Source organism: Lentzea sp. NPDC059081 (assembly GCF_042738015.1).
GTDB lineage: Bacteria > Actinomycetota > Actinomycetes > Mycobacteriales > Pseudonocardiaceae > Lentzea.
Genome location: NZ_JBHYGW010000015.1, coordinates 29305 through 54352, shown reverse-complemented (window position 1 = coordinate 54352; position 25048 = coordinate 29305). Strand labels below are relative to the sequence as shown.

At 70.1% G+C, this 25048-nt stretch carries 21 protein-coding genes, 2 tRNA genes and 1 other RNA gene; 11 read left to right on the top strand and 13 right to left on the bottom strand.

What is annotated here, in order from left to right:
- Positions 1 to 11 precede the first annotated feature (11 nt).
- The 7 genes from recR to ACFWV3_RS28490 all read right to left on the bottom strand — a co-directional run bounded on the left by recR (position 12) and on the right by ACFWV3_RS28490 (position 5871).
- Positions 12 to 620, bottom strand: coding sequence for a recombination mediator RecR (recR, locus tag ACFWV3_RS28520; RefSeq protein WP_204761482.1), 609 nt, complete (start codon positions 618 to 620; stop codon positions 12 to 14).
- Positions 621 to 632: 12 nt separating this feature from the next.
- Complete coding sequence (locus ACFWV3_RS28515) at positions 633 to 935, bottom strand: YbaB/EbfC family nucleoid-associated protein (RefSeq protein WP_382415749.1); 303 nt, start codon at positions 933 to 935, stop codon at positions 633 to 635.
- A 643-nt stretch (positions 936 to 1578) separates the two neighbouring features.
- A complete protein-coding gene (locus ACFWV3_RS28510) occupies positions 1579 to 3633 on the bottom strand; it encodes a DNA polymerase III subunit gamma and tau (protein ID WP_382415459.1) in 2055 nt (684 codons plus the stop codon).
- A 30-nt stretch (positions 3634 to 3663) separates the two neighbouring features.
- Positions 3664 to 3760: signal recognition particle sRNA small type (gene ffs, locus ACFWV3_RS28505), an RNA gene on the bottom strand.
- A 17-nt stretch (positions 3761 to 3777) separates the two neighbouring features.
- The gene (locus ACFWV3_RS28500) at positions 3778 to 4344 is read right to left on the bottom strand and encodes a maleylpyruvate isomerase family mycothiol-dependent enzyme (RefSeq protein ID WP_382415747.1); all 567 of its coding nucleotides are present in this window, start codon (positions 4342 to 4344) and stop codon (positions 3778 to 3780) included.
- A gap of 2 nt (positions 4345 to 4346) precedes the next feature.
- Complete coding sequence (locus ACFWV3_RS28495) at positions 4347 to 5528, bottom strand: RNA polymerase sigma factor (RefSeq protein ID WP_382415457.1); 1182 nt, start codon at positions 5526 to 5528, stop codon at positions 4347 to 4349.
- Between the two features lie 4 nt (positions 5529 to 5532).
- The gene (locus tag ACFWV3_RS28490; RefSeq protein WP_382415455.1) at positions 5533 to 5871 is read right to left on the bottom strand and encodes a YciI family protein; all 339 of its coding nucleotides are present in this window, start codon (positions 5869 to 5871) and stop codon (positions 5533 to 5535) included.
- A gap of 130 nt (positions 5872 to 6001) precedes the next feature.
- On the opposite strand from ACFWV3_RS28490, the gene ACFWV3_RS28485 reads away from it, so the two are divergent.
- Both ACFWV3_RS28485 and ACFWV3_RS28480 read left to right on the top strand, forming a co-directional pair.
- Positions 6002 to 6086, top strand: a tRNA-Ser gene (locus ACFWV3_RS28485).
- A 95-nt stretch (positions 6087 to 6181) separates the two neighbouring features.
- On the top strand, positions 6182 to 6823 hold the full coding sequence (locus tag ACFWV3_RS28480; protein ID WP_382415453.1) for a GPP34 family phosphoprotein: 642 nt from the start codon (positions 6182 to 6184) through the stop codon (positions 6821 to 6823).
- 26 nt (positions 6824 to 6849) lie between these two features.
- On the opposite strand, the gene ACFWV3_RS28475 is transcribed toward ACFWV3_RS28480, so the two are convergent.
- Positions 6850 to 9282 carry an endonuclease/exonuclease/phosphatase family protein gene (locus ACFWV3_RS28475; RefSeq protein ID WP_382415451.1) on the bottom strand — a complete coding sequence of 811 codons (2433 nt, stop codon included), beginning with the start codon at positions 9280 to 9282 and terminating at the stop codon, positions 6850 to 6852.
- A gap of 200 nt (positions 9283 to 9482) precedes the next feature.
- Between ACFWV3_RS28475 and ACFWV3_RS28470 the strand changes: the two genes are divergently transcribed.
- Positions 9483 to 10253, top strand: coding sequence for a maleylpyruvate isomerase family mycothiol-dependent enzyme (locus ACFWV3_RS28470; protein ID WP_382415449.1), 771 nt, complete (start codon positions 9483 to 9485; stop codon positions 10251 to 10253).
- Positions 10253 to 11002: a maleylpyruvate isomerase family mycothiol-dependent enzyme gene (locus ACFWV3_RS28465; RefSeq protein ID WP_382415447.1), complete on the top strand. Its 750-nt coding sequence runs from the start codon at positions 10253 to 10255 to the stop codon at positions 11000 to 11002. The genes ACFWV3_RS28470 and ACFWV3_RS28465 overlap by 1 nt, the downstream gene beginning before the upstream one ends.
- A gap of 43 nt (positions 11003 to 11045) precedes the next feature.
- Here the strand turns inward: ACFWV3_RS28465 and ACFWV3_RS28460 are convergent.
- From ACFWV3_RS28460 to ACFWV3_RS28450, 3 genes are all read right to left on the bottom strand, one after another.
- Positions 11046 to 11130 (bottom strand) — tRNA-Ser (locus ACFWV3_RS28460).
- 32 nt (positions 11131 to 11162) lie between these two features.
- The gene (locus ACFWV3_RS28455; RefSeq protein ID WP_382415745.1) at positions 11163 to 11594 is read right to left on the bottom strand and encodes a nucleoside deaminase; all 432 of its coding nucleotides are present in this window, start codon (positions 11592 to 11594) and stop codon (positions 11163 to 11165) included.
- A gap of 17 nt (positions 11595 to 11611) precedes the next feature.
- Positions 11612 to 12100 carry a tRNA adenosine deaminase-associated protein gene (locus tag ACFWV3_RS28450; protein ID WP_382415445.1) on the bottom strand — a complete coding sequence of 163 codons (489 nt, stop codon included), beginning with the start codon at positions 12098 to 12100 and terminating at the stop codon, positions 11612 to 11614.
- Between the two features lie 60 nt (positions 12101 to 12160).
- Here ACFWV3_RS28450 and ACFWV3_RS28445 point away from each other — a divergent pair, with 60 nt between their 5' ends.
- From ACFWV3_RS28445 to ACFWV3_RS28420, 6 genes are all read left to right on the top strand, one after another.
- Entirely contained in the window at positions 12161 to 13366 is a 1206-nt protein-coding gene (locus tag ACFWV3_RS28445) for a M20 family metallopeptidase (protein ID WP_382415444.1), read from the top strand.
- Between the two features lie 70 nt (positions 13367 to 13436).
- Positions 13437 to 15527 carry a hypothetical protein gene (locus tag ACFWV3_RS28440; RefSeq protein WP_382415442.1) on the top strand — a complete coding sequence of 697 codons (2091 nt, stop codon included), beginning with the start codon at positions 13437 to 13439 and terminating at the stop codon, positions 15525 to 15527.
- Between the two features lie 55 nt (positions 15528 to 15582).
- Positions 15583 to 16521 (top strand): prephenate dehydrogenase, encoded by a 939-nt coding sequence (locus ACFWV3_RS28435; RefSeq protein WP_382415440.1) that lies wholly within the window; start codon positions 15583 to 15585, stop codon positions 16519 to 16521.
- Between the two features lie 9 nt (positions 16522 to 16530).
- Positions 16531 to 18078, top strand: a complete 1548-nt coding sequence (locus tag ACFWV3_RS28430; protein ID WP_382415438.1) for a fibronectin type III domain-containing protein — start codon at positions 16531 to 16533, stop codon at positions 18076 to 18078.
- A gap of 19 nt (positions 18079 to 18097) precedes the next feature.
- Positions 18098 to 19819 (top strand): hypothetical protein, encoded by a 1722-nt coding sequence (locus ACFWV3_RS28425; RefSeq protein WP_382415436.1) that lies wholly within the window; start codon positions 18098 to 18100, stop codon positions 19817 to 19819.
- 19 nt (positions 19820 to 19838) lie between these two features.
- Positions 19839 to 21023 carry a thiolase family protein gene (locus ACFWV3_RS28420; RefSeq protein ID WP_382415434.1) on the top strand — a complete coding sequence of 395 codons (1185 nt, stop codon included), beginning with the start codon at positions 19839 to 19841 and terminating at the stop codon, positions 21021 to 21023.
- On the opposite strand, the gene ACFWV3_RS28415 is transcribed toward ACFWV3_RS28420, so the two are convergent.
- Complete coding sequence (locus ACFWV3_RS28415; RefSeq protein ID WP_382415432.1) at positions 21020 to 21733, bottom strand: helix-turn-helix domain-containing protein; 714 nt, start codon at positions 21731 to 21733, stop codon at positions 21020 to 21022. The two genes, ACFWV3_RS28420 and ACFWV3_RS28415, sit on opposite strands and share 4 nt — an antisense overlap.
- Positions 21734 to 21923: 190 nt before the next feature.
- Between ACFWV3_RS28415 and ACFWV3_RS28410 the strand changes: the two genes are divergently transcribed.
- Positions 21924 to 24032 carry a DPP IV N-terminal domain-containing protein gene (locus tag ACFWV3_RS28410; protein WP_382415430.1) on the top strand — a complete coding sequence of 703 codons (2109 nt, stop codon included), beginning with the start codon at positions 21924 to 21926 and terminating at the stop codon, positions 24030 to 24032.
- A gap of 134 nt (positions 24033 to 24166) precedes the next feature.
- Here ACFWV3_RS28410 and ACFWV3_RS28405 read toward each other — a convergent pair whose 3' ends face one another.
- Entirely contained in the window at positions 24167 to 25027 is an 861-nt protein-coding gene (locus ACFWV3_RS28405) for a Scr1 family TA system antitoxin-like transcriptional regulator (protein ID WP_382415428.1), read from the bottom strand.
- Positions 25028 to 25048 lie beyond the last annotated feature (21 nt).

The following is a 25048-nucleotide window of genomic DNA, read 5'->3' as shown; positions in this document are numbered from 1 at the left end:
TGGGGTCTGCTCTACATGCTGCGGCGACCAGATAGCGCACGCCCCAGCGTCAGCTCGTCCGCGAACTCCAGGTCGCCGCCCATCGGCAGACCGCTGGCCAGCCGCGTGACGGTGAGCCCAGGGAAGTCCCTGAGCATCCGGACGAGGTAGGTGGCCGTGGCCTCGCCCTCGGTGTTGGGGTCCGTGGCGATGATGACCTCGGAGATGTCCACCCCGTCGGTGGCCGTGCCGATCCGGTTGAGCAGCTGCCGGATGCGGAGCTGGTCCGGCCCCACCCCGCTGAGCGGGTCCAGCGCGCCGCCCAGGACGTGGTAGCGCCCCTTGAACTCACGGGTGCGCTCGATCGCCTGGACGTCCTTCGGCTCCTCGACCACGCAGACCAGGCTGAGGTCCCGCTTGGGGTCGCGGCAGATGCGGCAGGTGGTCTCGGCGGAGACGTTGCCGCAGACGTCGCAGAACACGACGCCCTCCTTGACCTTCTGGAGCGCCTGCTGGAGCCGCTCGATGTCAGCCGGCTCCGTGGCGAGGAGGTGGAAGGCGATGCGCTGCGCGCTCTTCGGCCCGACGCCGGGAAGCCTGCCCAGCTCGTCGATCAGGTCCTGTACCGGGCCCTCGTACATCGTGCCGGGCTCTCAGCCGAGCAGTCCGCCGAGGCCGCCCTGGGCGAGCGGGCCTAGCTTCTGCTCGACGAGCTGCTGCGCCTTCTGGTTCGCGTCCTTGATCGCCGCGATCACCAGGTCCTGGAGGGTGTCCACGTCCTCCGGGTCGACGATCTTGGGGTCGATGGCGAGGGTGACGAGCTCGCCGCCGCCGGTGACGGTGGCGCGGACCAGGCCGTTGCCCGCGTCGCCGGTGACCTCGGTCTCGGCCAGCTGCTGCTGGGCTTCCGCCATCTGCTGCTGCATGGACTGGGCCTGCTGGAGAAGGGCCTGCATGTCGAACTGACCGGGTTGCACCGCTGGTCCTCTCGGGGGTTGCTTGTGTTGTTGGTCCAGCGTACGGGCGTCGGTGGGTGGGGGTGCGTTGTGGCCGTGAGTTTGGGGGCACGGGCTGTGTGGTGGCATGCGTTGAGCGGGCGGGTTCCTGTTTCAAGAGCGGGGCGCTGCCCCGGACCCCGCCAACTGATCAAAGACCGGCCAGCGCCGTCTGCGGGTTGATGGCACGCCTGTTGCTTTGGGCGGCTTGCTGTTGCGTAGGTGGGGCGCGATTCCGTGGGGTGGTCCCGTCACGAGCAGTGCTCGATGCAGCCACACCCGAGGAGGGGTGTCAACCCGGCGAAAAGCGTGCCGGGTTGACACCCCTCCTCGCGCGCGGCCAAACGCGTCAGCACTGCTCGTGACGGGACCACCCCACCCGAGCGCATGGAAAAAGCCAAGAGCAAAACCAAGGCTGCTCGGCTTCGCCTTCGCTTCGGCTCGCCTTCGGCCTCGCGGGTGAGGCGGCTGCCTTCGGCCTTGCGGAAGTGTCAGACCCCATCTGTACGTTGGGTCGCGGGGGAGCTGAAATCCAAGGGGACCCCTGCGCGAGCGTGCCTTCCGCGCCGCCCCAGTCGTGAGGCGACGTCGGGTGGCCGGGCTGTCAGGCCTTCTTCAGCGGGCGGGCGCCCAGTTCGTCGGCCAGCAGTTTGAGCATCACCGTCTCCGGGTCCTGGGCGTGCTGGACCGCGGACGGGTCTGCCGGGCGGGCGGCTTCGGCGAGCATCGCCTCTTCGTCGTCCGGTTCTGGCGGCAGGGGGTCGTCGGGCTCGGGGGGTTCCGGGGGCGGTGGGACGTCGTCCGCCGGTGGGCGAGGGGCCGGGCGTTGGGGTGGGTCCGGCTGCTTCGGCTGTTGGGGTTGGCCCTGTTGGCTCGGGCGGGTGGGGGCTGGGCGCGGGGCCTTGGCCGGGGTGGTCGCCTGCGGGGTGGCGCCGGGGGTGCCGTGGGTGCAGCGGACCTGCCAGGTGCCGCCCAGAACGGCGGACAGGGCGGTGGCGATCGCCTCGGTGTTGCGGGGTTCTGCCAGGCGGCGGGCCAGGGGGGCCGAGGTGTGGGTGACGGTGACGACGTTGCCGTCCACCTCGCTGACCACGGCGTTGGTCAGCATCGCCTCGGTGCTGCGGCTGGCTGAGCGGACCGCGGCCAGCAGTTCCGACCAGACCCTGCGCACCGCGGTCGCGTCCATCCCGCCGGTCGTGGTGGCGGGGGTGGGAACCGCGGCTGCGGGAGACGTGGTGGCGGGGGCCGGCTGCGTCGGTTCGGCAGCCGGGGCGGGGGCTGCGGCCTGCGTGGGTGCCGGGGTCTCCACCGGAGTCGGAGCCGCCGGCGCCGGGGTCTGTGGTGGGGGCGCCTGGACCTGGACCGTCGTGGGGACGGCCGGGGTCGGGCGCGGGGCCGGCGGTTGTTCGGCCGGGGCCGCGGGCTGCTGGGACCTGCGGGTGAAGACCGGGCCGCCTGCCGCTGCGGGGGCCTCGCCGGGGGAGCCTGCGGCGATGGTGGCCGGAGGGCGGCGTTCCAGCTGTTCGAGGCGTTGGAGCAGGGCTGCTTCGGACTGGCTCACCGACGGCAGGAGCATGCGGGAGACCAGGAGTTCCAGGAGCAGGCGCGGGGCGGTGGCGCCGCGCATCTCCACCAGGCCCGCGTGCACGATCTCGGCGTAGCGGGTCAGGGCTGCCGGACCGATTCGTTCCGCTTGGCCCGCCATCGTGGCTAGCTCGTCCTCCGGGGCGCTGACCAGGTTGCGGTCGGCGGCGTCGGGGACCGCGCAGAGCAGGACCAGGTCGCGGAGGCGGTCCAGGAGGTCGCTCGCGAAGCGGCGTGGGTCGTGGCCCGCGTCGACCAGGCGGTCGATGGTGCCGAAGACGGCCGCGCCGTCGCCTGCGGAGAGGCCGTCGACCACGTCGTTGATCAGGGCCGAGTCGGTGACGCCCAGGAGCGTGATGGCCCTGTCGTAGCGCACGCCGTCGGGGCCCGCGCCGGACAGGAGCTGGTCCATGACGGACTGCGTGTCGCGGGCGGAGCCGCCGCCCGCGCGGATGACCAGCGGGAAGACGGCCGGTTCGACGGCCACGCCCTCAGCGGCGCAGTTGCGTTCGAGCAGGCTGCGCATGACGCCGGGCGGGATCAGGCGGAACGGGTAGTGGTGCGTGCGGGAGCGGATGGTCGGGAGGACCTTGTCCGGCTCGGTGGTGGCGAAGATGAAGATCAGGTGGTCCGGCGGCTCTTCGACGATCTTCAGCAGGGCGTTGAAGCCCTGCGTGGTGACCATGTGCGCCTCGTCGATGATGAAGACGCGGTACTTGGCCTCGGCCGGGGCGTAGAAGGCCTTGTCGCGCAGCTCGCGGGCGTCCTCCACACCACCGTGCGACGCCGCGTCGAGCTCCACCACGTCGACGCTGCCCGTGCCGTTGGGCGCGAGGCCGACGCAGCTGTTGCACTCGCCGCACGGGTCGGGCGTCGGGCCCTTCACGCAGTTCAGCGAGCGGGCCAGGATGCGGGCCGACGAGGTCTTGCCGCAGCCGCGCGGGCCGCTGAACAGGTACGCGTGGTTCACCCGGCCTGCCGCCAGAGCGGTGCGCAGGGGATCCGTCACGTGCTCCTGGCCGACGACCTCGGAGAACGTGGCCGGCCGGTACTTGCGATACAGAGCGAGCGCCACGCCCGAGACAGTACCGGTGGGCACCGACACAAAAAGGGGACCCCGTGCACCCACCAGAGCCCGCTTATCCTTGCTGCCTTCCGGCCCTGGGGAGGTTCGCGAGATGTGTGCCGCACGAGGTCCGACGCAAGTGTAGCGAAGGGTCTAGGTCGAACAAACGTTCGAGTTGCCCACAGTGTTGTCCCCAGGTGTGGACAACTCCCTGCCGGTGGCGAGCATCAGCAGGTCAGGGACGGGAAGATCGGGGATTCCGGACTCCCGGAAACGCTTGCGGGCACCCCAGAACGGGCTCTTCATCACATGCGCCAGCGCCGCCTCGGCCGCGTCGGGCGGCATCACCCTGACGCGGCCCAGCGGGCGGGCGACGTCCTGGCCGTGGACGAGGAAGTCCACCAACGGGTCGATCCGGGACGCCATCGGCGCACGCCGGGGTAACGCGGCGGTCTCGCGGATCTGCGCGATCAACTCCGAGCGGGTGAACCGCGCCGCGATCGTGTGAGCCCGCTCGTCCTCCATGCGCTCCCAGTCGAAGCGCGCCCTCACCACACCCGTCAGCACGTCGCGCCAGCCGGTGCGGGTCGACGTGGTCAGGTGGGCGGCCATCTCGTGGGCGGTCCAGCCGGCGCAGAGGGTCTCCTGCCGCCACTCGTCCTCGGTCAGGTCCTCGAGGAGGTCGGCGACGCCGAGCCGTTCCGCCTCCAGCCACTGCATGATCACGGTCGCTCCTCGACGGCGGTCAGCCTGCGGCGCAGCAGGTCGCGTTCGGACTCGGTGCCGGCCAGCTCGATCGCCTCGCGGTAGGCCTGTTCCGCCTCGGCGTCGCGGCCGAGCCGGTGCAGCAGGTCGGCTCGGGCCGCCCGGAACGGGTGGTAGTCGCGGAGCTTCGGCTCGCCGGCCAGCTCGTCGAGCAACGCGAGCCCGGCCTCCGCCCCGTCCCGCATGGCGATGGCCGCGGCCCTGTTCAGCGCGACCACGGGTGACGGCGCGAGTTTGGTCAGGACGTCGTAGAGAGCGACGATCTGCGGCCAGTCCGTGGTCTCGACGTTCGGTGCCTCGTCGTGCAACGCGTTGATAGCCGCCTGCACGCCGTACGGGCCGTATCCGCCTGTGAGTGCGCGTTCGGCCAACGCACTGCCCTCGTCGATCATGTCGCGGTCCCAGAGCGTGCGGTCCTGGTCCTCCAGCAGCTCGGCACGGGCGGCGCGGCGGGCGTGGACGAGCAGCATCAACGCCAGCAGCCCGGTGACCTCGCGCTCCCCCGGCAGCAGGTTCCGCAGGATCCTGGCCAGCCTGATCGCCTCGTCCGCGAGGTCGTCGCGCTGGGCCGCGTACCCCTCGGTGAAGATCGAGTAGACGGCCAGCAGCACACCCGGCAGGCGTTCCGGGAGCTCGTGCGGGTCCGGCACGCGGAACGGGATGCGCGCCTGGCTGATCTTCTTCTTCGCCCGCACGATCCGCTGCTGCATGGTCGTGACCGGCACGAGGTAGGCCCGCGCGACCTCCGGCGTCGTGAAGCCCGCGAGGCACCGCAGGACCAACGCTCCGCGGTCCTCCTCCGGCAACGCCGGGTGCGCGCACGTGAAGAACAGCTCCAGCCGCTCGTCCGGCAGCCCGTCACCCGCGGGCGGGTCCGCGCGGTCGACCTCCACCTGCAGCACCGCCAGCCGCGCCGCGTGCACCTGGTCGCGGCGCAGCCGGTCGACGGCCTTGCGGCGCGCGGTCGTGAGCAACCACGCGCCGGGCCGGTCCGGCACCCCGTCCACCGGCCAGTGCCGCAGCGCCGCCTCGATCGCGTCGGAGGTGACCTCCTCGGCCAGGTCGAGGTCGCCGAAGCGCTTGACCAGGGTGGCGAGCAGCCTGCCGCGCTCCTCCCGGAACACCTGCTCGACGTTCATCGGCTCAGAAGTCGAACTCGGCGATCGGCCGCACGACCACTGCCCCGCCGTCGCGTGAACCGGGGCACTTCGCGGCCCACTCCAGCGCCGCGTCGAGGTCCGGCACGTCGATCACGTCGTACCCGCCCAGCACCTCGCGCGTCTCGGCGAACGGCCCGTCGGTGACCGTGCGCTTGCCGTCCTGTCCGACCTGGACGGTGGTCGCGGTGACGAGGTCGGCCAGCGAGTGCCCGGAGACGAGGACGCCCGCGTCCCTCATCTCCTTCTCGTAGGCGATCCAGTCCTCGACGGTGCAGTTCACCTGCTGGTCAGCGGCCGCGTAGATCATCAGCATGTACTTCACGGTGTGCCCTCCTCGGTCGGTGTTACGGGACCACGACGAGCGGGCGGGCGCCAGATCGACACGATGCCCAGAGTTTTTTCGGCGACCCCCGTTTTGGGCCGCCGAACCCCCGTCCGGTAAGGTTCTCCACGGAGGATTCGCATAGCGGCCTAGTGCGCACGACTGGAAATCGTGTTGGGTTCACCCCCTCACGGGTTCAAATCCCGTATCCTCCGCTCAGCTGAAGGGCGCCGAACGTTCAACGTTCGGCGCCCTTCTGGCGTTAACGTGACACCACGTTCGCGTACACCTCAGGGGGAGGTTCGAGCTGATGTTGCACGAAGAACTCATGTTGCTGTTCATCAACCAGCAGACCGGAAAGCTCCACGTCGACTCCACGTCGGCGGAGAACGCGCTCGCCGGCGCGGTGCTCGTCGAGCTGGTGAACTCGGGCCGCGTCGCGTTCGAGCCCGACGGCAAGAAGCTCCGGGTCGTCGACCCCACGCCGTTGAAGAACCCGTTGCTCCAGGAGTCGGTGTCGAGGATCGACAAGCCGATGAAGCCGCAGAAGGCGGTGGAGCGGCTGCGGAAACGGGTGCGCGACAACGTGACCGCGGAGTTGGAGGCCCGCGGCGCCGTGCGGGTGGAGCAGCGGAAGAAGCTCGGGATCTTCCCCTGCAGGAGCTACGCGATCACCGACGAGCGCACGAACGACGAGGTGCACAAGTCCGTGGGCGAGGTCGTTCGCGGGTATCGCGGGGCGGATGCGCGCACGGGGTCGTTGATCACGCTGCTGCACGCGGCGAACGGCGTGCACAGGGTGTTCGAGGGCGACAAGCGCGAACTGAAGAAGCGCGCCAAGGACATCGCCGACGGCAACTGGGCCGGTGACGCCGTGCGCAAGGCCATCCAGGCGATCCAGGCCGGGGTCATGGCCGCGACGACAGCTGCCGCCGCCGCGTCATCTGGGTGACACGGCGACGGCAGCGGTAGAGGCCGTTACTTCTTCAGGCAGTCGAGGATGTCCTCGAGAGCGAACACGATCTTGTCGACGTTCGCGTCGCCCGTGGACGGGCGGGCGCGGACGATCTGCGGGTCGTGGTCGCTCGCCTGGTCGGCGAACTCGGCGTTGATGTGCACGACGTCGTAGCTGAACCGCGTGATGTTCTTGCTCATGACGAGGTGGTCGAGCGTCTGCGAGCTGCCCTCGAAGACGTAGCTGTACCGCTCGTTCACGGGCAGCGTCTCGATCAGCGCCTTCAGGTTGCCGTCACCGGTGAGGGTCTTGAGCGCGGGCGAGAACTGGTAGTCGTTCAGGTCGCCCGCGAGCACCACGTTGGCGCCCTTGTCGATCGCGCGGATCTGCTCCGTGAACGCCTTCAGCGCCGCGGCCTGCTTGGCGCGCTGCACCTCGGACGAGCGGGTCGGCGGCTGGTTGCGGCCGTGCATGGCCTCGTCGCCGCCCTTGGAGTTGAAGTGGTTCGCGACGACGAAGACCGTGCGGCCGCGGAACTTGAACTCGCCGGCGAGCGGCTTGCGGCTGGCGGTCCACGCGTCGTTGAGCGGGTCGATCCGGCCCGGTGACACCGAAAGCGCGGCGCGGCCGTTCTTCTTCACGACCTGGACGGGCGTCTTGAAGTCGCCGCCCGGACGGTCCACGAAGGACACCCGCTGCGGGTTGAAGAAGAAGCCGACGCGGATGTTGCCGCCGGGCTCGCCGCCGTCCTTGAGGTTCTCCGGGTCGATCTGCCGCCACTGGTAGCGCGGGCCGCCCTTGGCCGCGATCGCGTCCGAGAACTTCTGCAGCGTCTGGTCCGCCGCGACGACACCGTCGTTCGTGGCGCCGTTGTTGTCCTGGATCTCCTCCAGCACCAGCACGTCCGGGCTGCGCAGGTTGGTCGTGACGCCGTCGGCGAGCCGGTCGAACTTCTCCTGCGGGTCGGACGGGTCGAGGTTCTCGACGTTGTAGGTCGCGACCGACAGCTCCGACTCCTTCTGCTGCGCGGTGATCTCGCGCTGCAGGTTGGAGGACACGTGCGTGCCGAGGCTCAACGCGGCCAGCGTGTAACCGCCGAAGTTCGTGTACTCCATGGCACCGACGGTCGCGCCGGTGAACACGTCACCGACGTTCGCGGCGGGCAGCGGGCCAGCGGTCTTGATCTTCAACCGGCCGCTGTTCGGCTGGTCGTAGCCGGTGTAGATGGTGCCGCCGCGCTGGGTGCGGTTCTGGTCGGGGTTCACCGTCACCCAGACCTCGCCGAAGGTGTTGCTCGGGCCGACCACGCGGGCGTCGTCGACCTGGACGAGCGTGCCCTCGAGGGACTCGTAGTAGTCGAGGGCGTACTTCTCCGGCTCCAGCGGGAGCTGCTCGATGCTGCCGCCGGGCGCGGGCAGGTAGCCGGCCGGGACGTTCTTCACGACGACGGGCGCCGGGAGCGGGTTGCCCTTCGACAGCGTGATCGTCGTGGGCGAGGTGATCTCGGTGAGGGTCTGGTTGGAGCCCGTGTCACCGCCGGGCCGGTACTCGGCGATCGTGCCGCTGACCAGCACGCTGTCGCCGACGGCCGGTGCGCTGCCCGACGTGTAGACGAAGACGCCCTCGCTGGTGCGCGGGTCGTTGTCCTGGCCGGTCACGTCCTGGATCCAGAAGCCGCGGTCGCCCGAGGTGCGGACGCCGGTGACGACGCCGGGAACGTTGGTGACCTTCTGGCCGAGCAACGGCGAGATGCGCGAGACGCCCTGGATGTCGTGGATGCGCTTGTCGCCGGGGGTCGGGTCCTCCGGGTCGGGATCCGGGTCGCCGCCGCCCGTGGTCTCGCCCTTGGAGTTGGTCGAGGTGGGGTCGCCGACCGCGAAGTCCGCCGAGTTGTCGTCGGTGTCCGGGAGACCGGCCTTGCGCGACGCGGAGGTGGTGTTGCTCAGGGCGCCCGTCGCGGTGGCCTCGCGGACCGCGGCCGTGCCATAGCCGACGAGGTCCTTGACCCGCGCGTCGGCTGCGCAGTCGGCGGCCGTCTTGCAGGTGAGGGCCGTGGTGCCGCTGACCAGCGCGATCGTGCCGCCGGTGGCGCTCATGGCGATCGTGCCGGTGGCGTCCGGAGCAGGCAGGTCGACGGTGCCGCCGGTGCCCTTGGCCTCCGCGACGAGGAACGTCTTGCCGGGCGCGATCGACCCGGTCAGCGGGGTGACGCCCCACTGCGTGCTCGCGCCGGGGCTGGCGGAGATGTACTGCACGCTGAAGCCGTCGAGGGCGAACGGGGTGGTGCCCTTGTTGGCGAGCTCGACGAAGTCCTGCTTGAGGGTGGCGCCGGAGTTGCCGCCGCCTCCGTAGACCTCGGCGATCAGCGCGTCGGTGCTGGGTGCTGCGACGGCGGGTGCGGCGGCGAGCACGAGTGCCGCCACCGCTGTCCCGACGACGGGCAGGGTGGGTCTCAAAACTTCCTCCAGGGGATGCGGCGGACCGACGCATCCTTACCCGATCGAGTGATCATTGGTAGCCGTTGTTACTAACGGTTAACCGGTTGGCCCATCAATCATCACTCGAACAAGTGTTCGATCATGGTGTATGCTCATTCTCGGAACGCCGGCCGGTGGGCCCCTCCCAGGCGCTGGCCGGCGTCCCTACGTTGTGACGCATGGGGATACCGAGCTACGACCGCCGCCGCGCCGAGATCATCAACCAGACCTCGCTGCTCGTGTCTGTTCTGGACGACGCTGACCTGGGAATTCAGGTCCCGTCGATCCCGGACTGGACGCTCAACCAGCTGCTGCGCCACCTCGGCCACGCCCACCGCTGGGCCGACACGATGCTGCGCGAGAGGTTGCCGGAGATCGACTTCTCCCGCAACCAGGCGCAGCACCTGTCGTCGTATGTGGGTGAAACCGCCGCGACCCTGATCCCATGGCTGCGGGAGGGCGCCGCGTCGCTGAGCGAGGTGCTCGGCGAGGTCGACCCGGAGGAGATGATCGCCCCGGTGAACGGCTTCCCGGGCCCGCGCGTGTGGTCGCGCCGGATGACGCACGAGACGGCGATCCACAGGTGGGACGCGTTCAACGCCCTGGGCGTGCCGTACTCGCTGGACGTGGAGATCGCCCAGGACACGCTGCGCGAGTGGACCGGTCTCGCGGTGCCGTACGCGTTCCAGCGGTGGCCGTCCGAGACCGCTCCGCTCCTCGGCGCCGGGTCTGTGCACCTACATGCGACGGATGCCGAGGCGGAGTTCGTGATCGATTTCACGGGTGCCGGGCCGGTGGTGCGGGAGGGGCACGAGAAGGCTTCGGTGGCGGTCCGTGGTTCCGTGGTCGACCTGGTGCTGGCCGTGTACCGGCGTCGGTCGGTGTACGGGCTGGAGGTGTTCGGTGATCGGGAGCTGCTGTCGCTGATGCTGGACCGGGTGAGGTTCTGATGCTGAGCTACCCCGACCGCGCGGCCACGATCGTCTCGGAGACCGCGGCGCTGGTGTCCGCACTGGACGGCGCGGACCTGTCGATCACGGTGCCGGCCACTCCGGACTGGACGCTGAACCAGCTGCTGCGCCACCTCGGGTACGCCCACCGGTGGGTCGCGGAGATGGTCGAACGGCGGGTGCCGGAAACCGACAGGTCGTTCAGCAGGGCGCACTCCGTCTCCGGGTACGCGGGCGAGACCTCCGCCGAGCTGGCGCCGTGGCTGACCGAGGGCGCGGCTCTCCTGTCCGACGCCCTGCTGGGCGTCGGCATCGACGACCCGATCGCGGTCATGCTCGGCCTGCCGGGCCCGCGGTTCTGGAGCCGTCGCATGGCGCACGAGACGGTGGTCCACCGGTTCGACGCGCTGGACGCGCTCGGCCTGCCGTTCTCGGCCGACGAGACGGTCCTCCGCGACACGGTGCGGGAGTGGATGACGACGTTGCTGCCGTTCATCTTCACGATCCGCCCGGACGCCGCCGACCTGCTCGGCGCGGGGTCGCTGTACTTCGAGGCTCCGTCGTGCGCGTGGACGGTCGATCTCACCGGGCCGCGGGCGGTGGAGGGCGAGCAGGCGTGCGACGTGGCCGTGCGCGGTTCGGTCACCGACCTCGTGCTGGCTCTCTACCAACGGCGTGGAGCGGAGGCGCTCGACGTGACCGGAGACGTGGGGCTGGCGGAGAAGTTCCTGGCCGCGGTGAGGTTCTGAAGATGCGAAAAGGGCCCCGGAGTGATCCGGGGCCCTTCGTCAGCGGTGGCGGTGGGATTTGAACCCACGGAGGCTTGCACCTCACACGCTTTCGAGGCGTGCTCCTTCGGCCGCTCGGACACGCCACCGGTAAGAACAATACACAGCCGGATCCACCGGGTTAACGCTGGGTCCGGAAGAAGCGTTCGAGCAGGTCAGCGCACTCGTCCTCCAGCACGCCGCCCTGCACCTCGGGCCGGTGGTTGAGGCGGCGGTCGCGCACGACGTCCCACAGGGACCCGACGGCGCCCGTTTTGGGCTCCCAGGCGCCGAAGACGAGACGAGAAACACGTGCCAGCACCAACGCGCCGGCGCACATCGTGCACGGTTCCAAGGTGACGGCCAGGGTGCAGCCGTCCAACCGCCAGCCGTCGCCAAAGCGCGCAGCCGCCGCACGCAGGGCCAGGATCTCGGCGTGTGCGGTCGGGTCGCCCAAGGCCTCACGGGCGTTGCAGGCCTCAGCCAGCACAGAACCGTCCGGAGCGAAGACGACGGCGCCGATCGGGACGTCCGCGCCTGAGCCGGCGGCCGCCTTCAGGGCCGCTCGGACCATGTCCTCCGGGGAGGGGTTCACGCCTGGATCGTGTCGAGGAGCTTGGTGAGCTCGTCGATGAAGCCGATGCGCTGGGCGATCATCTGGAGCTGCTCGTCCGGGTAGAGGTCCACCTCGTCGACGATGATCTGCAGCTCGTGCGAGGGCATGCCCAGGTCGGCCAGCACGGCGAGGTCACCCTCCGGCCAGATCTCGTTGTCCTCGTCGTCCGGGGGTTCCACGCGCAGCAGGTCCAGCACGTCGGCGGCGATGTCGTAGTCGAGGGCGGCGGCCGCGTCGGAGAGCAGCAGCGCCACCCCGCCCGGCACGGGGCGCAGGACGATGAAGAACTCGTCGTCGACGGCCAGGAGTCCGAACACGGCTCCGGTCGACCTCAGTTGGCGCAGCTGTGTGATCGCCGCGTCCAGCTCCGACAGCGCGGAGCTGTCCATCCTGCTGCACCGCCAGCGGCCGTCCTCCCGGACGACCGCGACCGCGAAGCCGTTGACCGGCTCCTGCTGTGTCATGAGCACACCGTAGGGCCCAGACGACCTTCCCGGTAGCCGAGGTGGTGCCACTATCGGGAGATGAGCACATCAACGCCGGACCCCCGTTTCGTCGGACTGCTCGAAGGGGCGCGTGCGCTCCAGCCACGGACGGTGGCGCTGCGCAGGCAGATCCACCGCCAGCCTGAGCAGGGACTTCAGAACCCGAAGACCCAGGCGGCGATCCTGCACGCGCTGGAGGGGTTGCCGTTGGAGATCACCAAGGGTGAGTCGACGAGCTCCGTCGTGGCGGTGCTCGAGGGCGACGAGCCGGGGCCGACGGTGCTGCTGCGCGGCGACATGGACGGGCTCCCGCTCCAGGAGGACACGGGGCTGCCGTTCGCGTCCGAAGTGGACGGCGCCATGCACGCCTGCGGGCACGACACGCACGTCGCGATGCTGGCGTCGTCCGCGCGGCTGCTGGTGGACCGGCGGGACGCCCTGCGCGGCAAGGTCCTGTTCATGTTCCAGCCGGGCGAGGAGGGGTACCACGGCGCCCGGTACATGATCGAGGAAGGACTGCTCGACGACGGCGTGGAGAAGGCGTTCGCGCTGCACGTCACCTCGACGATGAAGTCGGGCGTGGTGACGTGCCGGCCGGGCTCGATCATGGCGTCCGCGGACACGTTCCACGTCCACGTGAAGGGCCGCGGCGGCCACGGCGCGATGCCGCACAACGCGCTCGACCCCGTGCCCGCGACGGCGGCGATGGTCGGGGCGATCCAGACGATGCTCGGCAGGCGGGTCAGCGTGCACGAACCGGCCGTGGTGACGGTCGCGCAGATCAACGCCGGCACGACGACCAACATCATCCCCGAGGTCGCGACCCTCGACGGGACGATCAGGACGCTCTCGGAGGCCACGCGCGCGCTCGTGCACAAGGAGCTCAAGCAGGTCGTGAAGCACACGGCCGCGGCGTACGGATGTCACGCCGAGGTCAGCATCGTGCCGGGCTACCCGGTGACGGTGAACGACGACGTCGTCGGGCCGCACGTCCTCGACGTGGCCGCCAAGGCGATGGGGCCGTCGTGGAGCGAACCGATGGCCGACCCGCTGATGGGCGCGGAGGACTTCTCCTACGTGCTGCAACGGGTGCCGGGCGCGATGGCGTTCCTCGGCGCCTGCCCGCGCGGCATCGAGCTGGACGACGCGGCGCCCAACCACTCCAACCGCGTGCTGTTCGACGAGGCCGCGATGGAGCACGGGGTGGCGACGTACGCGGCGTTCGCGCTGGACGCCCTGAGGTGATCGCGGGTCGCCCGGATCGGTGCCCTCCAGGGCACCTCCGAGCGGCCCCGCGCTGCCCACCCTGGACCTCATGACGGCTGCCACGGGAGCCCAGTTCCCTCCCGCTCAACTCCAGCTCCACGGCACCACGTGGATGAGGACCAACAACGGTTCAGCGACATCGGCCGTGTACCAGTGCGCGAACCACCCCGGCTTCCACCTCACCCTGAACCTGCGGAAGCCGCTCAGGACGACGGTGTGCGGGCAGGTGCACGCCACTCCGAACAACCCCGTGTTCGAGAACCTGCACCTCTGGCGCGACGGTGACCACAACTTCCACCAGGGCGCCGAGCATTACAACGCCTTGACCAAGCCCCAGCAGGAAGCCGCGCGCCAGTGGTACTTGACCAATCGCGGGTTCATCCAGGAACTGCTGGCGGCGGCCTATGTCCGGCTCAGCGCCGCGAAGACAGCGGCTTTCCCGGCAGCACAGGCCTCCTCGGCCCCGGCTGAGCCGTCCAAGAAGAACGCGGCCAAGTGGGAGCAGGCCCAGGAGAACGCGGCGGTGAGCCAGAAGCAACACGCGGCGGCCGAACAAAGACTGCAGAAGCGGTTGCTCCGGGTGCGGAAGCTGCTCGACCACGCCTCGCTCAACTTCCCGGACGCGATGGCCCAGCAGGACGGGACCGTCCACTTCGTCTGCGACTACAGCAAGTGGTCCATCTCGTTTCACCATCTGGTGGTCGTGTGGTCGTCCACCAAAAGTCAGGACAAGCCGCTTCCGGACCAGAAGTTCAAGAGCCTGTTGAGCCAGAATGAAGTCTCGCGGTTCTTCTTCGTGCACGGAGCGCTGACGTCCAAAGGACGTGTCGCGTGGGCCGCACCGCGCGAACACTGCACACCGGTCGAGATGGACGATCCGGGATCCCATGCCGCGATGCAGGAGATCGTGCGACAGCGGCAGAAGCTGGAACACCTGGTCGCGAACGTGGTCGAGCCGGAAGGTCACGCACCGGGCCACGTCTTCCTGCCGTCCGTCGGTGGCCTGGTCAAGCGGAGCGGTTGGTACTTCTACAACACCCACCACACCCGTGACGATGCTTCGACGATGGCTCTCGACTTCAACCTCAAGGCGAAAAGACTGCCGCGCTGCATCGTGCGGACCAACCCGGGCAGTGGAGGTTTCTGCGCCATCGAACTGTTGACGTTCGTGCACCCGACGAAGCTCACCGGGGAGCAGACGGGAACCAACCTCGAGTATCCCGTTCCGGATGGCGCACTGGCCAGTTGGGAGAAGAAGCTTCCCGAAGGGGAGTTCGACACCAAGCGGAAGTTCGTACTGGTGGAAGGCCTCTTGTTCCACCTCCCGGACAACAGGATCGAAAACGACCGGAAGAAGGCGTACGAGTTCCAGAAACCCGCGTTCTTCCTCCGAGCGAGCAACAAGAAGAAGGTTTATTTCGACATGTCCGTCCTCGAACAGCTCGACCCGAGCCAAGCGTGGAAGAGCGACAAGAAGCTCCGGCGGGCGGTGTACGACCAGACCAGCCAGTTGCTCAGCTTCCCGGACAAGTCGACCTTCCCGCTTCCGGCTGAGGTCTTCGAAAGCCTGCCGTGGCTCCCCGAGTCGGAGGTCACGCAACCCCACCTGTACATGCGGATCGTGATCGGCCCGAACGACCACAAGGGGCAGGTGGTCCTCGTGCACGACCTGCACCGAGCGACCCGGCAGTGCGTCCTCCTCACGATGCTCGGCGAGTTGTACGTCATCGAGACCTCGTCGGGCATTCGCGTCGCCACTCATCTCCTCCAGCGGTGCGAGACCCGTGACGACATCCTGGTGATGCACGAAGACGTGTTCATCGGCTGGATCCGCCTGGATCTCACCTACCCGCTGATGGAGTACCTGGTCTCCACGAGACTGGTCACCCCCGACTGCCAGATGCTGGGTGATGTGTCCGTCAACGGCACGACCTGGTGGCAGGTGGTGGTGTACGAGGTCGAGTGCTGGGTGCGCGCAGAACACCTCGAGCAAGTCACCACGGACCTCGACGAGGGTCAGATCCTCAAGGGCGTCATCGACGCCGACGGCGACGGACTCGTGTTCGTGACCGACGGCGCCGGTACGTGGATGACGTTCCTGTCCAGGTTCAGCACACAAGAGCCGGCCGGCTCCAACTGACCAGTACCGGAGGACGCTGTTAGTCCGATCACCCCTCACACGGAATGATGGACGCGTGCGAGACGTGTGCGTGATCGGACTGGGACTGATCGGCGGCTCCGTGCTGCGGGCCGCCAAGGCTGCCGGACGCACGGTGTGGGGTGCGACCGCGAGCAGAGAAGACGCGGACAAGGCGCGCGCCGAGGGCTTCGACATCACGTCGGTGGAGGAGGCCCTGCACCGCGACCCCGAGGCGCTCGTGGTCCTCGCCGTGCCGCTGCCCGCCCTGCCCGACCTGCTGCGCAAGGTTCCCGAGGGCACCCGCCTCACGGACGTCACCAGCGTGAAGGGGCCCGTGCACGACGCCGTGCACCGGTACGCGAAGAACGTCAGGTTCGTCGGCGGTCACCCCATGGCCGGCACGAGCCGCAGCGGCTGGGACGCCGGGTCGGCGACGCTCTTCGAGGGTGCCGCCTGGGTCGTCACGCCCGAGGAGGCCGGCGAGCACCTCAACGACGTCATGCGGCTCGCGCTGGACCTGAAGGCCCACGTCGTGCCCACCACGCCGGAGGAGCACGACGAGGCCGTGGCGCGGATCAGCCACCTGCCGCACGTCATGGCGGCGGTTCTCGCGGCGGTCGGGGCCGACGGCGGGCCGCTCGCCATGGCGCTCGCCGCGGGCAGCTTCGGTGACGGCACGCGGGTCGCGGGCAGCAGGCCCGAGCTGGTCCGCGCGATGTGCGAGGGCAACCGGGACGCGCTGCTGATGGCCGTCGACGACGCACTCGGACGGCTCGGAGCCGCTCGGGGGTCGCTCGCGTCCACCGGCGGCCTCGCGAAGACCATCGAGGCCGGCCACGACGGCCGAAACGTGCTGGTCAACCAGCCGAAACGCACGCCGGTCACGATCGACCTGACGAAGCCGGGCGCGCTGGCGGCGTTGCGGAACCTTGGATCTCGTGGAGGACGTGTGGTTGGTCTGAACGGCAGCACCGCCTCGGCGGAAACGTCGTAGGGTCGCCCAGTGGATCGACGGACGCTCGCGGGTGGGCTCGGTGGACTCGCGCTCGTCGTCGGTGCCGTTGTGGCCCTGCGCGCGGGTGAGGCACCGGACACGCTGAAGCGGGAGATCGCCGACGGCGTCGAGGTCGTCGCGCTGCAGGAACCGACGAAGCCCGCCAACGCGAAGGCCAGGGCGCTGGACGCCGACGCCTTGCAGGTGGCGTGGAACGGCTCCGCGTCGGCCTACGAGGTGCGCTGGAACGGCAACCAGCAGCTCGTGCCGGGTCCCGAGGTCGAGCTCGCCGGGCTGAACCCGGACGCGCCGGTCGAGGTCGAGGTCAGGGCCGTCAGCGCGACCGGCAAGCGGTCGGAGCCGCTCAAGATCGCCGCCACGCCCAAAGACCTCTACGACGACCGCTGGGACGACCAGCTCGTCGGGCAGACCGACCGGTTCGACGGACCGGAGGCGCTCGACCCGCGCAAGTGGCGCGTCGAGGCGGAACCGGAGTGCCTGGGGCTGCGGCCGTTCGGGTCGAGCAAGCGGGTCGACGTCGACTGCCCGATGGCGGCGTTCCAGTCGAACACGCCGATCAGGTTCGGCCTGCCCGCGGCGGACGCCGCGGTCGGCAGGGCGATCATCAGCGTCGCCGGCGCCGTCGAGTCGAGCCACGTGCGGCTCACGATGCTGCCGGACCCCTGGCAGTACCTGAAGGAGAACGACGTCCAGCCGCGCGGCGCGGTCAGCCTCGACATCACGACCCAGGGCACGCGGATCATCGCCGACCCGGACCTGCCCCGCACCGGCAAGCAGGTCGCGCTCGGCGACTCGCAGATCACCGGGCTCGTCGCGGGCGTGCGGCACCGGTGGGAGATGCGGGTGCTGACGGACGCGGTCGTCGCGCTGCGGGACGGCGTCGTGGTCGCCTACGAACCGGTCGCGATCAGCTCGCCGCTCGTGCACCCGCGGATCCGCATCGACGGCGGCGGGTTCCTCGACACGTTCGGCGTCGGCGGCGTGCCGGAACGGGTCGTGCCCACCGAGGTCATCCCGCTCGTGCAGGACATCGAGGTCCCCCACGACGCGATCGCGGCGAAGGTCGTCACGCCGGAACCGGGCAACCAGGTCAAGATCACCGACGTCGCCGTCGCGCGGAAGGTCGCGGCCGCCCAGGAGTCGCAGCTCGTGGTCATCCGCAAGCCGGAGAGCCGTCCGCAGGCCCTCCCCCGGCTCGCGGACCGCCCCGGCGGGATCAAGACCGGCGGCCCACGTCTGCACGTCATGCACGAGGACGGCACCAAGCCCCCGCAGAAGCTGCCGCGCTCCGGGCGCATCCTCGTGACGGCCGAGGTCAACGACATCGGCCACCGCGGCATCGAGCTGGAGCTGGACGGCAGGCGGATCGTCGCGCTGCCCACGAACGAGCAGGGCGACGCCGTCCCCGGCAGGCACGAGTTCTGGCTCGACGCGCGGAACCTGGCCTCCAGCTCGGACGCTCGGCTCAAGCTCAGCGTCCTTCCGGATGACCATGGCGAACCCGTTACCACCGAAACCGTGTTCCAGCTGGGGTGAACGCCTTAGCGTGACAGCTGTGAAGCGGGTCGCCTTCGCCGTCGCGGGCCTCGCGCTGGTGGTCGGCGTGATCCTGTTGCGCGACACCGGCGGGAGCGACTCCGGCCTGCCCACGGCTCCCCCGCCGCCGACGAAGCTCAAGCCGTTCGTCGCGGAGCAGGTGCTCGTGCCGAGTCCGCAGGGCCGTCCCGCCACCCCGTCTAACGTCGTCGCGCGCGGCGGGCACCACCGGATCAAGCTCACCTGGAACGGCGACGCGCCCGCGTACGAGGTGCGCTGGGGCGAGCGCACCAAGCTCGTCACCCGGCAGGGCACCCAGCTGAACGGCCTGGAGAACGGGCGCGAGCAGCAGATCGAGATCCGCGGCGTCGACGCGTTCGGCCAGTACTCCCAGCCCGCGAGGACCAGGGCGACCCCGAACGCCGACAACGCGCCGTACACGTTCGTCGACCGCTTCGACGGCTCCGACGAGCCCGACCTGCAGCGGTGGAGGCTCGCCAAGCGCACCGACTGCGCCCGCGCGACCTCGGGCGACGGCGACGACCACGACCGGCTCGTGATCAGCAGCAGCTGCGGCACGCGCCCGGTGACGCTGAGGTCCCGCACGCCGTTCGTCCGGACCGACGGCGAGAGCCGGTTCGTGATCGAGACCGACGCGCCGGGCAACGGCGGCAAGCTGCTGCTCGACCTGGTGCCGGGCCCGGTGAGCGTCCAGGCGGACCCGGTGCCCGCGAACACGGTCCGCGTGACCGCCTCGACCGACGTCGCGGGCAACTCGATCGTCGAGCTGTCCCCGGACGGCACGACGACCAAGGCGGTTCCGGCGTCGCTGCCGGGTGTGAGCGTGCGCTGGGAGATCGTGCTGACCTCCACCGGCGTGCGGGTGGAGCGGGACGGGGACGTCGTCGCCACCTCGCCGTTCGTGCCGCAGTGGCGCGAGGCGACGGCACTGGTCGGCGTCGCGGCGCTCGCGGGCGACCGGGTCCGCGCGGGCATCGACCTGATCGGCTACCGGGCGGGCGACGCCGAGGCCCCGCCCGCCGGACCGGTCCCGCAGGTCCGCGTGGACGGGCCGTCCTCCGCCGTCACCCCGATCGAGGGCGTCACCGCGGGCCAGCTCCGCATCGCTCTGATCCCGGCGCGGGAGAGCGCCGCGCTCACCTCCCTGAAGATCAACGGCGTGGACACACCGCTGCGACCGGCCGTCGAAGGCGCGCAGTGGAAGCCCGGCGCGGAGTACCCCGCGGTCGCCGACCTGCCGAAGGAAGCGTTCGCGGACCCGGTGAACGTGCAGCTGCCGACCCCCGACCGCATCCAGGTCACGCACACCGACGTCGAGCTGACCGGCGCTCAAAGCCCGCCACGCCGCCAGCCAGGCACCCCCCTGGTCGACGGACGGGCGACGCTCGCCGACCCGTTCCCCGAGATCCTCGACGCGAGCGGTCAGCCCATCGACAACGGCGCCGCGTTCACCCGCGGCCGGGTCGTGCTGGAGGTCCGGATCAACGCCCTGGACGCGGCCGTGGCGGGCCTCGCCGGGTTCGAGGTCAGGATCGACGACACGCACGTGGCGACCATCCCGACCGCGGCCGACGGACCCGCCGCGGCCGGCCGGTGGCGGATTTCACTCAACACGGGCGCGATGTCCGCCGGAGCCCACGCCATCGAGGTGAAGGCCTTCAGCACCGATTCAGCGGTGCAGCCCGAAACGGGTTACGTCCCCTTTTTGCTGAAGCCCTGAGTGCCGCAAGATGGGTGCCATGGCCCGTGCACTGATCATCGACGCCGCCCGCACGCCGTTCGGCCGCTACCGAGGGGGCCTGTCCGGCATCCGCGTGGACGACCTCGCCGCCCTGCCGATCGTCGACCTGCTGCGCCGGCATCCCGGCCTCGACCCCGCGCGCATCGACGACGTGCTGCTGGGCGACGCGAACGGCGCCGGCGAGGACAACCGCAACGTGGCGCGCATGGCGGCGTTGCTGGCGGGGCTGCCGGTCTCCGTGCCGGGCGTGACGCTGAACCGGCTGTGCGCGTCCGGCGGCGAGTCGATCATCCAGGGCGCACGGGCGCTGGCCGCCGGCGACGCCGACCTGATCCTGGCCGGCGGGGTCGAGGGCATGTCGCGGGCGCCGTTCGTGACGGCCCGGCCGGACAAGGCGTTCCCCGACCGCATGGAGACCGTGTCGACGGCGCTGGGCTGGCGGCTCGTGAACCCGCGCATGCCCAAGCACTACACCGTGCCGCTGGGGCTGGCGGCGGAGACGGTCGCCCACGAGCTCGGCATCACCCGCGAGCAGATGGACACGTTCGCGCTGCGGTCGCACCGGCGTGCCGCGGCGGCCTGGGACGCGGGCGTGCACGAGGGGTTCGCGTTCCCCGTGCAGCTGCCGGACGGCACCGCGGTCCGGCGCGACGAGAACGTGCGGGCGGACACGAGCGTCGAGAAGCTCGCGAAGCTCAAGCCGGCGTTCTCGGAGAACGGCTCGGTGACGGCCGGCAACGCGTCGCCGCTCAACGACGGCGCGCTGGCCGCGTTGCTCGGCACCGAGGCCATCGCCGAGGAGCTGGGCGTCGACCCGCTGGGCGAGGTGCTGGGCAGCGCGACGACCGGCGAGGAACCGCACCGGTTCACGATCGCGCCCGTCTCGGCCATCCGGAAGCTGTTGAAGCGCCTGCACCTCGACGCCGCCGAGATCGACCTGTGGGAGATCAACGAGGCGTTCGCCGCGATGGCGCTGTCGGTGCTGCACCACCTGCCCGAGATCGACCGGGAGAAGGTCAACGTCCACGGCGGCGCCATCGCCTACGGCCACCCGCTCGGCGCCTCGATGCCGCGCGTGATCGTCGACGTGTGCCGCCACCTGCGGCAGCGCGGTGGCGGTGTCGGCATCGCGGCGGCGTGCGTGGGCGTCGGCCAGGGCGTCGCGGTGGCGGTGCGGGTCTAAGCCTTGGGGTGCAGGATGTCGCGGGCCTGCTCGGCGGCACGGACGATGCTCTCCGACACGAAGTCGAGGAACCGCGAGATGTTCTCCAGGCGCGTCGCGGCCTGGGTGCCCGGCCCGAGGCTGCTGACGCCCTGCCGTGCCGCGTCGGCGAGCCGTGACGTGCCGTCGGCGCTCGCGATCATCGACTGGTACCAGATGTCGCCCTCGTCGACGACGTAGCGCTCGCGGCGGCGTTCGTCGCGCACCCGCCCGATCAGGCCCTGGCTCTCCAGGTACGCCATGGCCTTCGACACCGACGCCGGGCTGACCTGCAGGTGCGCGACCAGTTCGGACGCGGTGAGGCTGCCCGAGTCGGTGGCGTAGAGGCAGGCGAGCGCCCTGGCCGTCATCTTCGGCAGGCCCTGGGCCATGAAGATGCCGGAGAACGCCTCCTCGAACTCGCGCACGGCCTCCGGGTCGCGGCCGTCGGCGCGTTCGACCGCCTGCCGGTTCCTGGCCGACGCCGGCTTGCGCCGCTGGGCCCGGCGTTCGGTGGCGAGGTGGGCGAGATCGGCCTTGTAGCCGGCCGGACCTCCGTTGCGCATCACCTCGCGCGTGACGGTCGAGGTGGGACGGTCCAGGCCGCGCGCGATCTCCGCGTAGGCGAGGCCGTCGGCCAGGCCGATCGCGATCTGGCGGCGTTCCTGCTGGGTGAGTCGACCTCCTGGCATGGCGCCGAGCATAGCTTTCAGCCACATCCCATTGCAACAATTGTTGCGTTAGATTTACGCCTGGTTGCAATGATTTGACAGCCTTGAGCTGGCTTTACCTCTCCTCAGAGCAACAAGCTTGTTGTCGAGTATTGGAAACGCAACGTAGCTTTTAGCCCATCGGAAACACCGGACCACCTGGGGAGAGACCATGAGCACCACCGCCGACTACCAAGCCGCAGAACAGCTCCTCCGCCGCACCGCCCGCCCCGGCGAGCTCGTCGTCGGCGACAAAGTCCGTCCACAGTGGATCGACGGCGGTGCCCGCTTCTGGTACCAGGTCCGCGACGGTGACGACCGGCGGTTCGTGGTCGTCGACCCGGCCGCGGGCACCCGCACGCCGGACTTCGACCCGACGCCGTTCCTGCCCTCCTTCGGCAACCCGCTGGAGGTCCGGTCGCCCGACGGCAAGACCGCGGTCTCCCGCCGTGGCAACGACCTCTGGGCCCGTTCCGGCGACCGCGAGTGGGCGCTGACCACCGACGGCGCGGAGGCTCACGGGTACGGCTACGGCCCGGACGCCATGAGCTACCAGACGTTGATGCGGAAGTTCGGCCTCCCGCACATGCCGCCGGCCCTGGCCTGGTCGCCCGACTCGGCCAAGGTCCTCGCCCACCGCACCGACGAGCGCGACGTCCGCCAGACCTACCTCACCGAGTCACGCCCGGCAGACGGCAGCGCCCCTTCGGTTCGCGTCCAGCACTACGCCTACCCCGGCGACGAACACCTGCCGCTGGCGGAACTGGTGGTGTTCAACGTTTCCGAGGGCACGACGGTCCACGCCCAGTGCGACCCGCTGCTCATGCCGGAGTTCTCGCCGATCATGGCGGGCTGGGCGTGGTGGGCGCCGGACAGCTCCACCGTCTACTTCCTGCGCCGCACCCGCGACCAGCACACCCTGACCCTGAACCGGATGGACGCCGTGACCGGCGAGGTCCGCGTGGTCGTGAGCGAGACCGGGCCGGGGCGGATGAGCCCCAACCAGTTCATGTACGGCCTGCCGCTCGTCCACGTGCTCGACGACGAGGTGCTGTGGTTCTCCCAGCGCGACGGCTGGGGCCACCTCTACCGCTACGACCTGCACACCGGCGAGCTGCTGAACCAGGTCACCGCGGGCGAATGGCTCGTTCGCGAGATCCTGCACGTGGCCGACGACGTCGTCTACTTCACCGCGTCCGGCTTGGTCCCGGAGGACCCGTACCGCCGCACGGTGTGCCGGGTTTCGTTGGACGGCACCGGTTTCGCGATCGTCACCTCCGACTCGCTCGACCACGTCGTGACGGTCTCCCCGGACGGTCGCTGCTTCGTCGACTCGGCATCCACTGTGGACACTCCCCCGGTGACGTGCGTGCGTGACTGGTCCGGCCGCGAGCTCGTCTCGGTGGAACGCGCTGACATCACCCGTCTGCTCGCGACCGGCTGGACCGCCCCGGAACGCTTCCGCGTCAAGGCAGCCGACGGCGTGACCGACATCTACGGCATCCTCTACAAGCCGCGCGGTTTCGACCCGTCACGCCGCTATGCCGTGGTGGACAGCGTTTATCCCGGCCCGCAGGTCACGAGGGTCGACCCGTGCTTCGACCCCGGCGGCATGGGCCTGGACGCGGAACCGTTGGCAGCACTCGGCTTCGTCGTGGTCGCCCTGGACGGCCGCGGCACCCCGGGCCGCTCCAAGGCCTTCCTGGACGAGTCGTACGGCAACCTCTCCGACGCCGGCTGTCTGGAAGACCACGTCGCCGCCCTGCACCAGCTGGCCGAGGCACGCCCGTGGATGGACCTCGACCGCGTCGGCGTCATGGGCCACTCCGGCGGCGGCTTCGCGGCAGGCCGGGCGATGCTCGCCTTCCCGGACACCTTCCACGCCGGCGTCGCCCTCTCGGGTTCGCACGACGCCAGGTTCGTCGCCCTGGGCTGGGCCGAGGCCTGCGACGGCGCCGACAACCCGGACGCCTGGGCCCGAGCCTCCAACATCGAACTGGCCGACCAGTTGCGCGGAAAGCTGCTGCTGATCCACGGCGAGCTCGACGACACCAACCACCCCGACCACACCCTGCGACTGGCCGACGCGTTGATCGACGCCGGCAAGGACTTCGAGCTGCTGGTCGTGCCGGGCGCCGAGCACCTGTTCATCGACCGGCTGGCCTACGTGCGGACGCGCTGCTGGGACTTCCTGGTGCGCACGCTGATGGGCGTCGAACCGCCGGCGTACCGACCGGCGCCGATCGTGATCGACCCCGAGGTGCTGGGCGAGATGGTCTAGCGACCGGCCTTGACAGCACGGCATCATCGACCGCTCCTGGCCGACGCAGCAGGGGCGGTCGGCGCCTTCGCTGCTACGGGATCGATACAGACTAGACCGCCCCCTGGGGGGACACGGGTCCCACTCCAATCGTCTCAAGCAGGTCTGACATTTTCGGGCGGTGCATCTGGCAGAAGGCCGGCGATCAAGGTCCGCGAGTGGTCCTCGTCCAATGCCTCGCGGTTCAGCCGCGCGAGCACCGCGTCGTAGCCGGCCAGCGAGCACTTGTCTTCGATGATCAGGCCGGGGTCGTTGGTCTCGGCGAAGACGGCCGGCTCGTGCTTGTCGTAAGCCAGCTTCACGAAGGAGCCGCCAAGGCCGCCGTGCACGCCGATGTTCGTGGGCACGACCCTGATGGTGATGTAGGGACGGACCGACATCGCGAGCACGTGGCGCACCTGCTCCCGCATCAATTCCTGACCCCCGACCGGCAGTCGCAACGCCTGCTCGTGGATGTAGAAGATGAACTCGCGGCTGCGATGGAAGACGGCTTGCCGCTCCAGCTTCGCTGCGACGACCGCGTCCACGTCATCGGGTTTCACCAGAGGTGCGGCCTGCACGACCGCGCGGATGTAGGGGGCGATCTGCAACAGGCCGGGGACGAGGAGCGCCGACCACACCACAATCTCGTCGGCGAGGCGTTCCTGCTTGCCCAGGTTTTGGAGTTGGCTTGGCACGCCACCGTCGTAGAAGAGCAGCGCGCCCCTCTCGCGGGTCTCCTTGAACAGCGCCAGCAGCCGGCGCGACTCCTCCGCCTCCACCCGGCACAGCCCGAGCAGCATGGCCACCTCGACCTCGGTGACCCCGCCCTTCCCCCTGACCAGGTCGGAGACCTTGGCCTCCTCCCAGTCGAGCAGCCCGGCGATGCGGCGCTGCGTCAACCCGGTGGACCGGATGGCGTCGCGGACGCCATCACCGAACGAGCGCCCCACCACGCTCGAGAATCGTTTCGGCATGAACGGCAAGCTAGAAGGCAG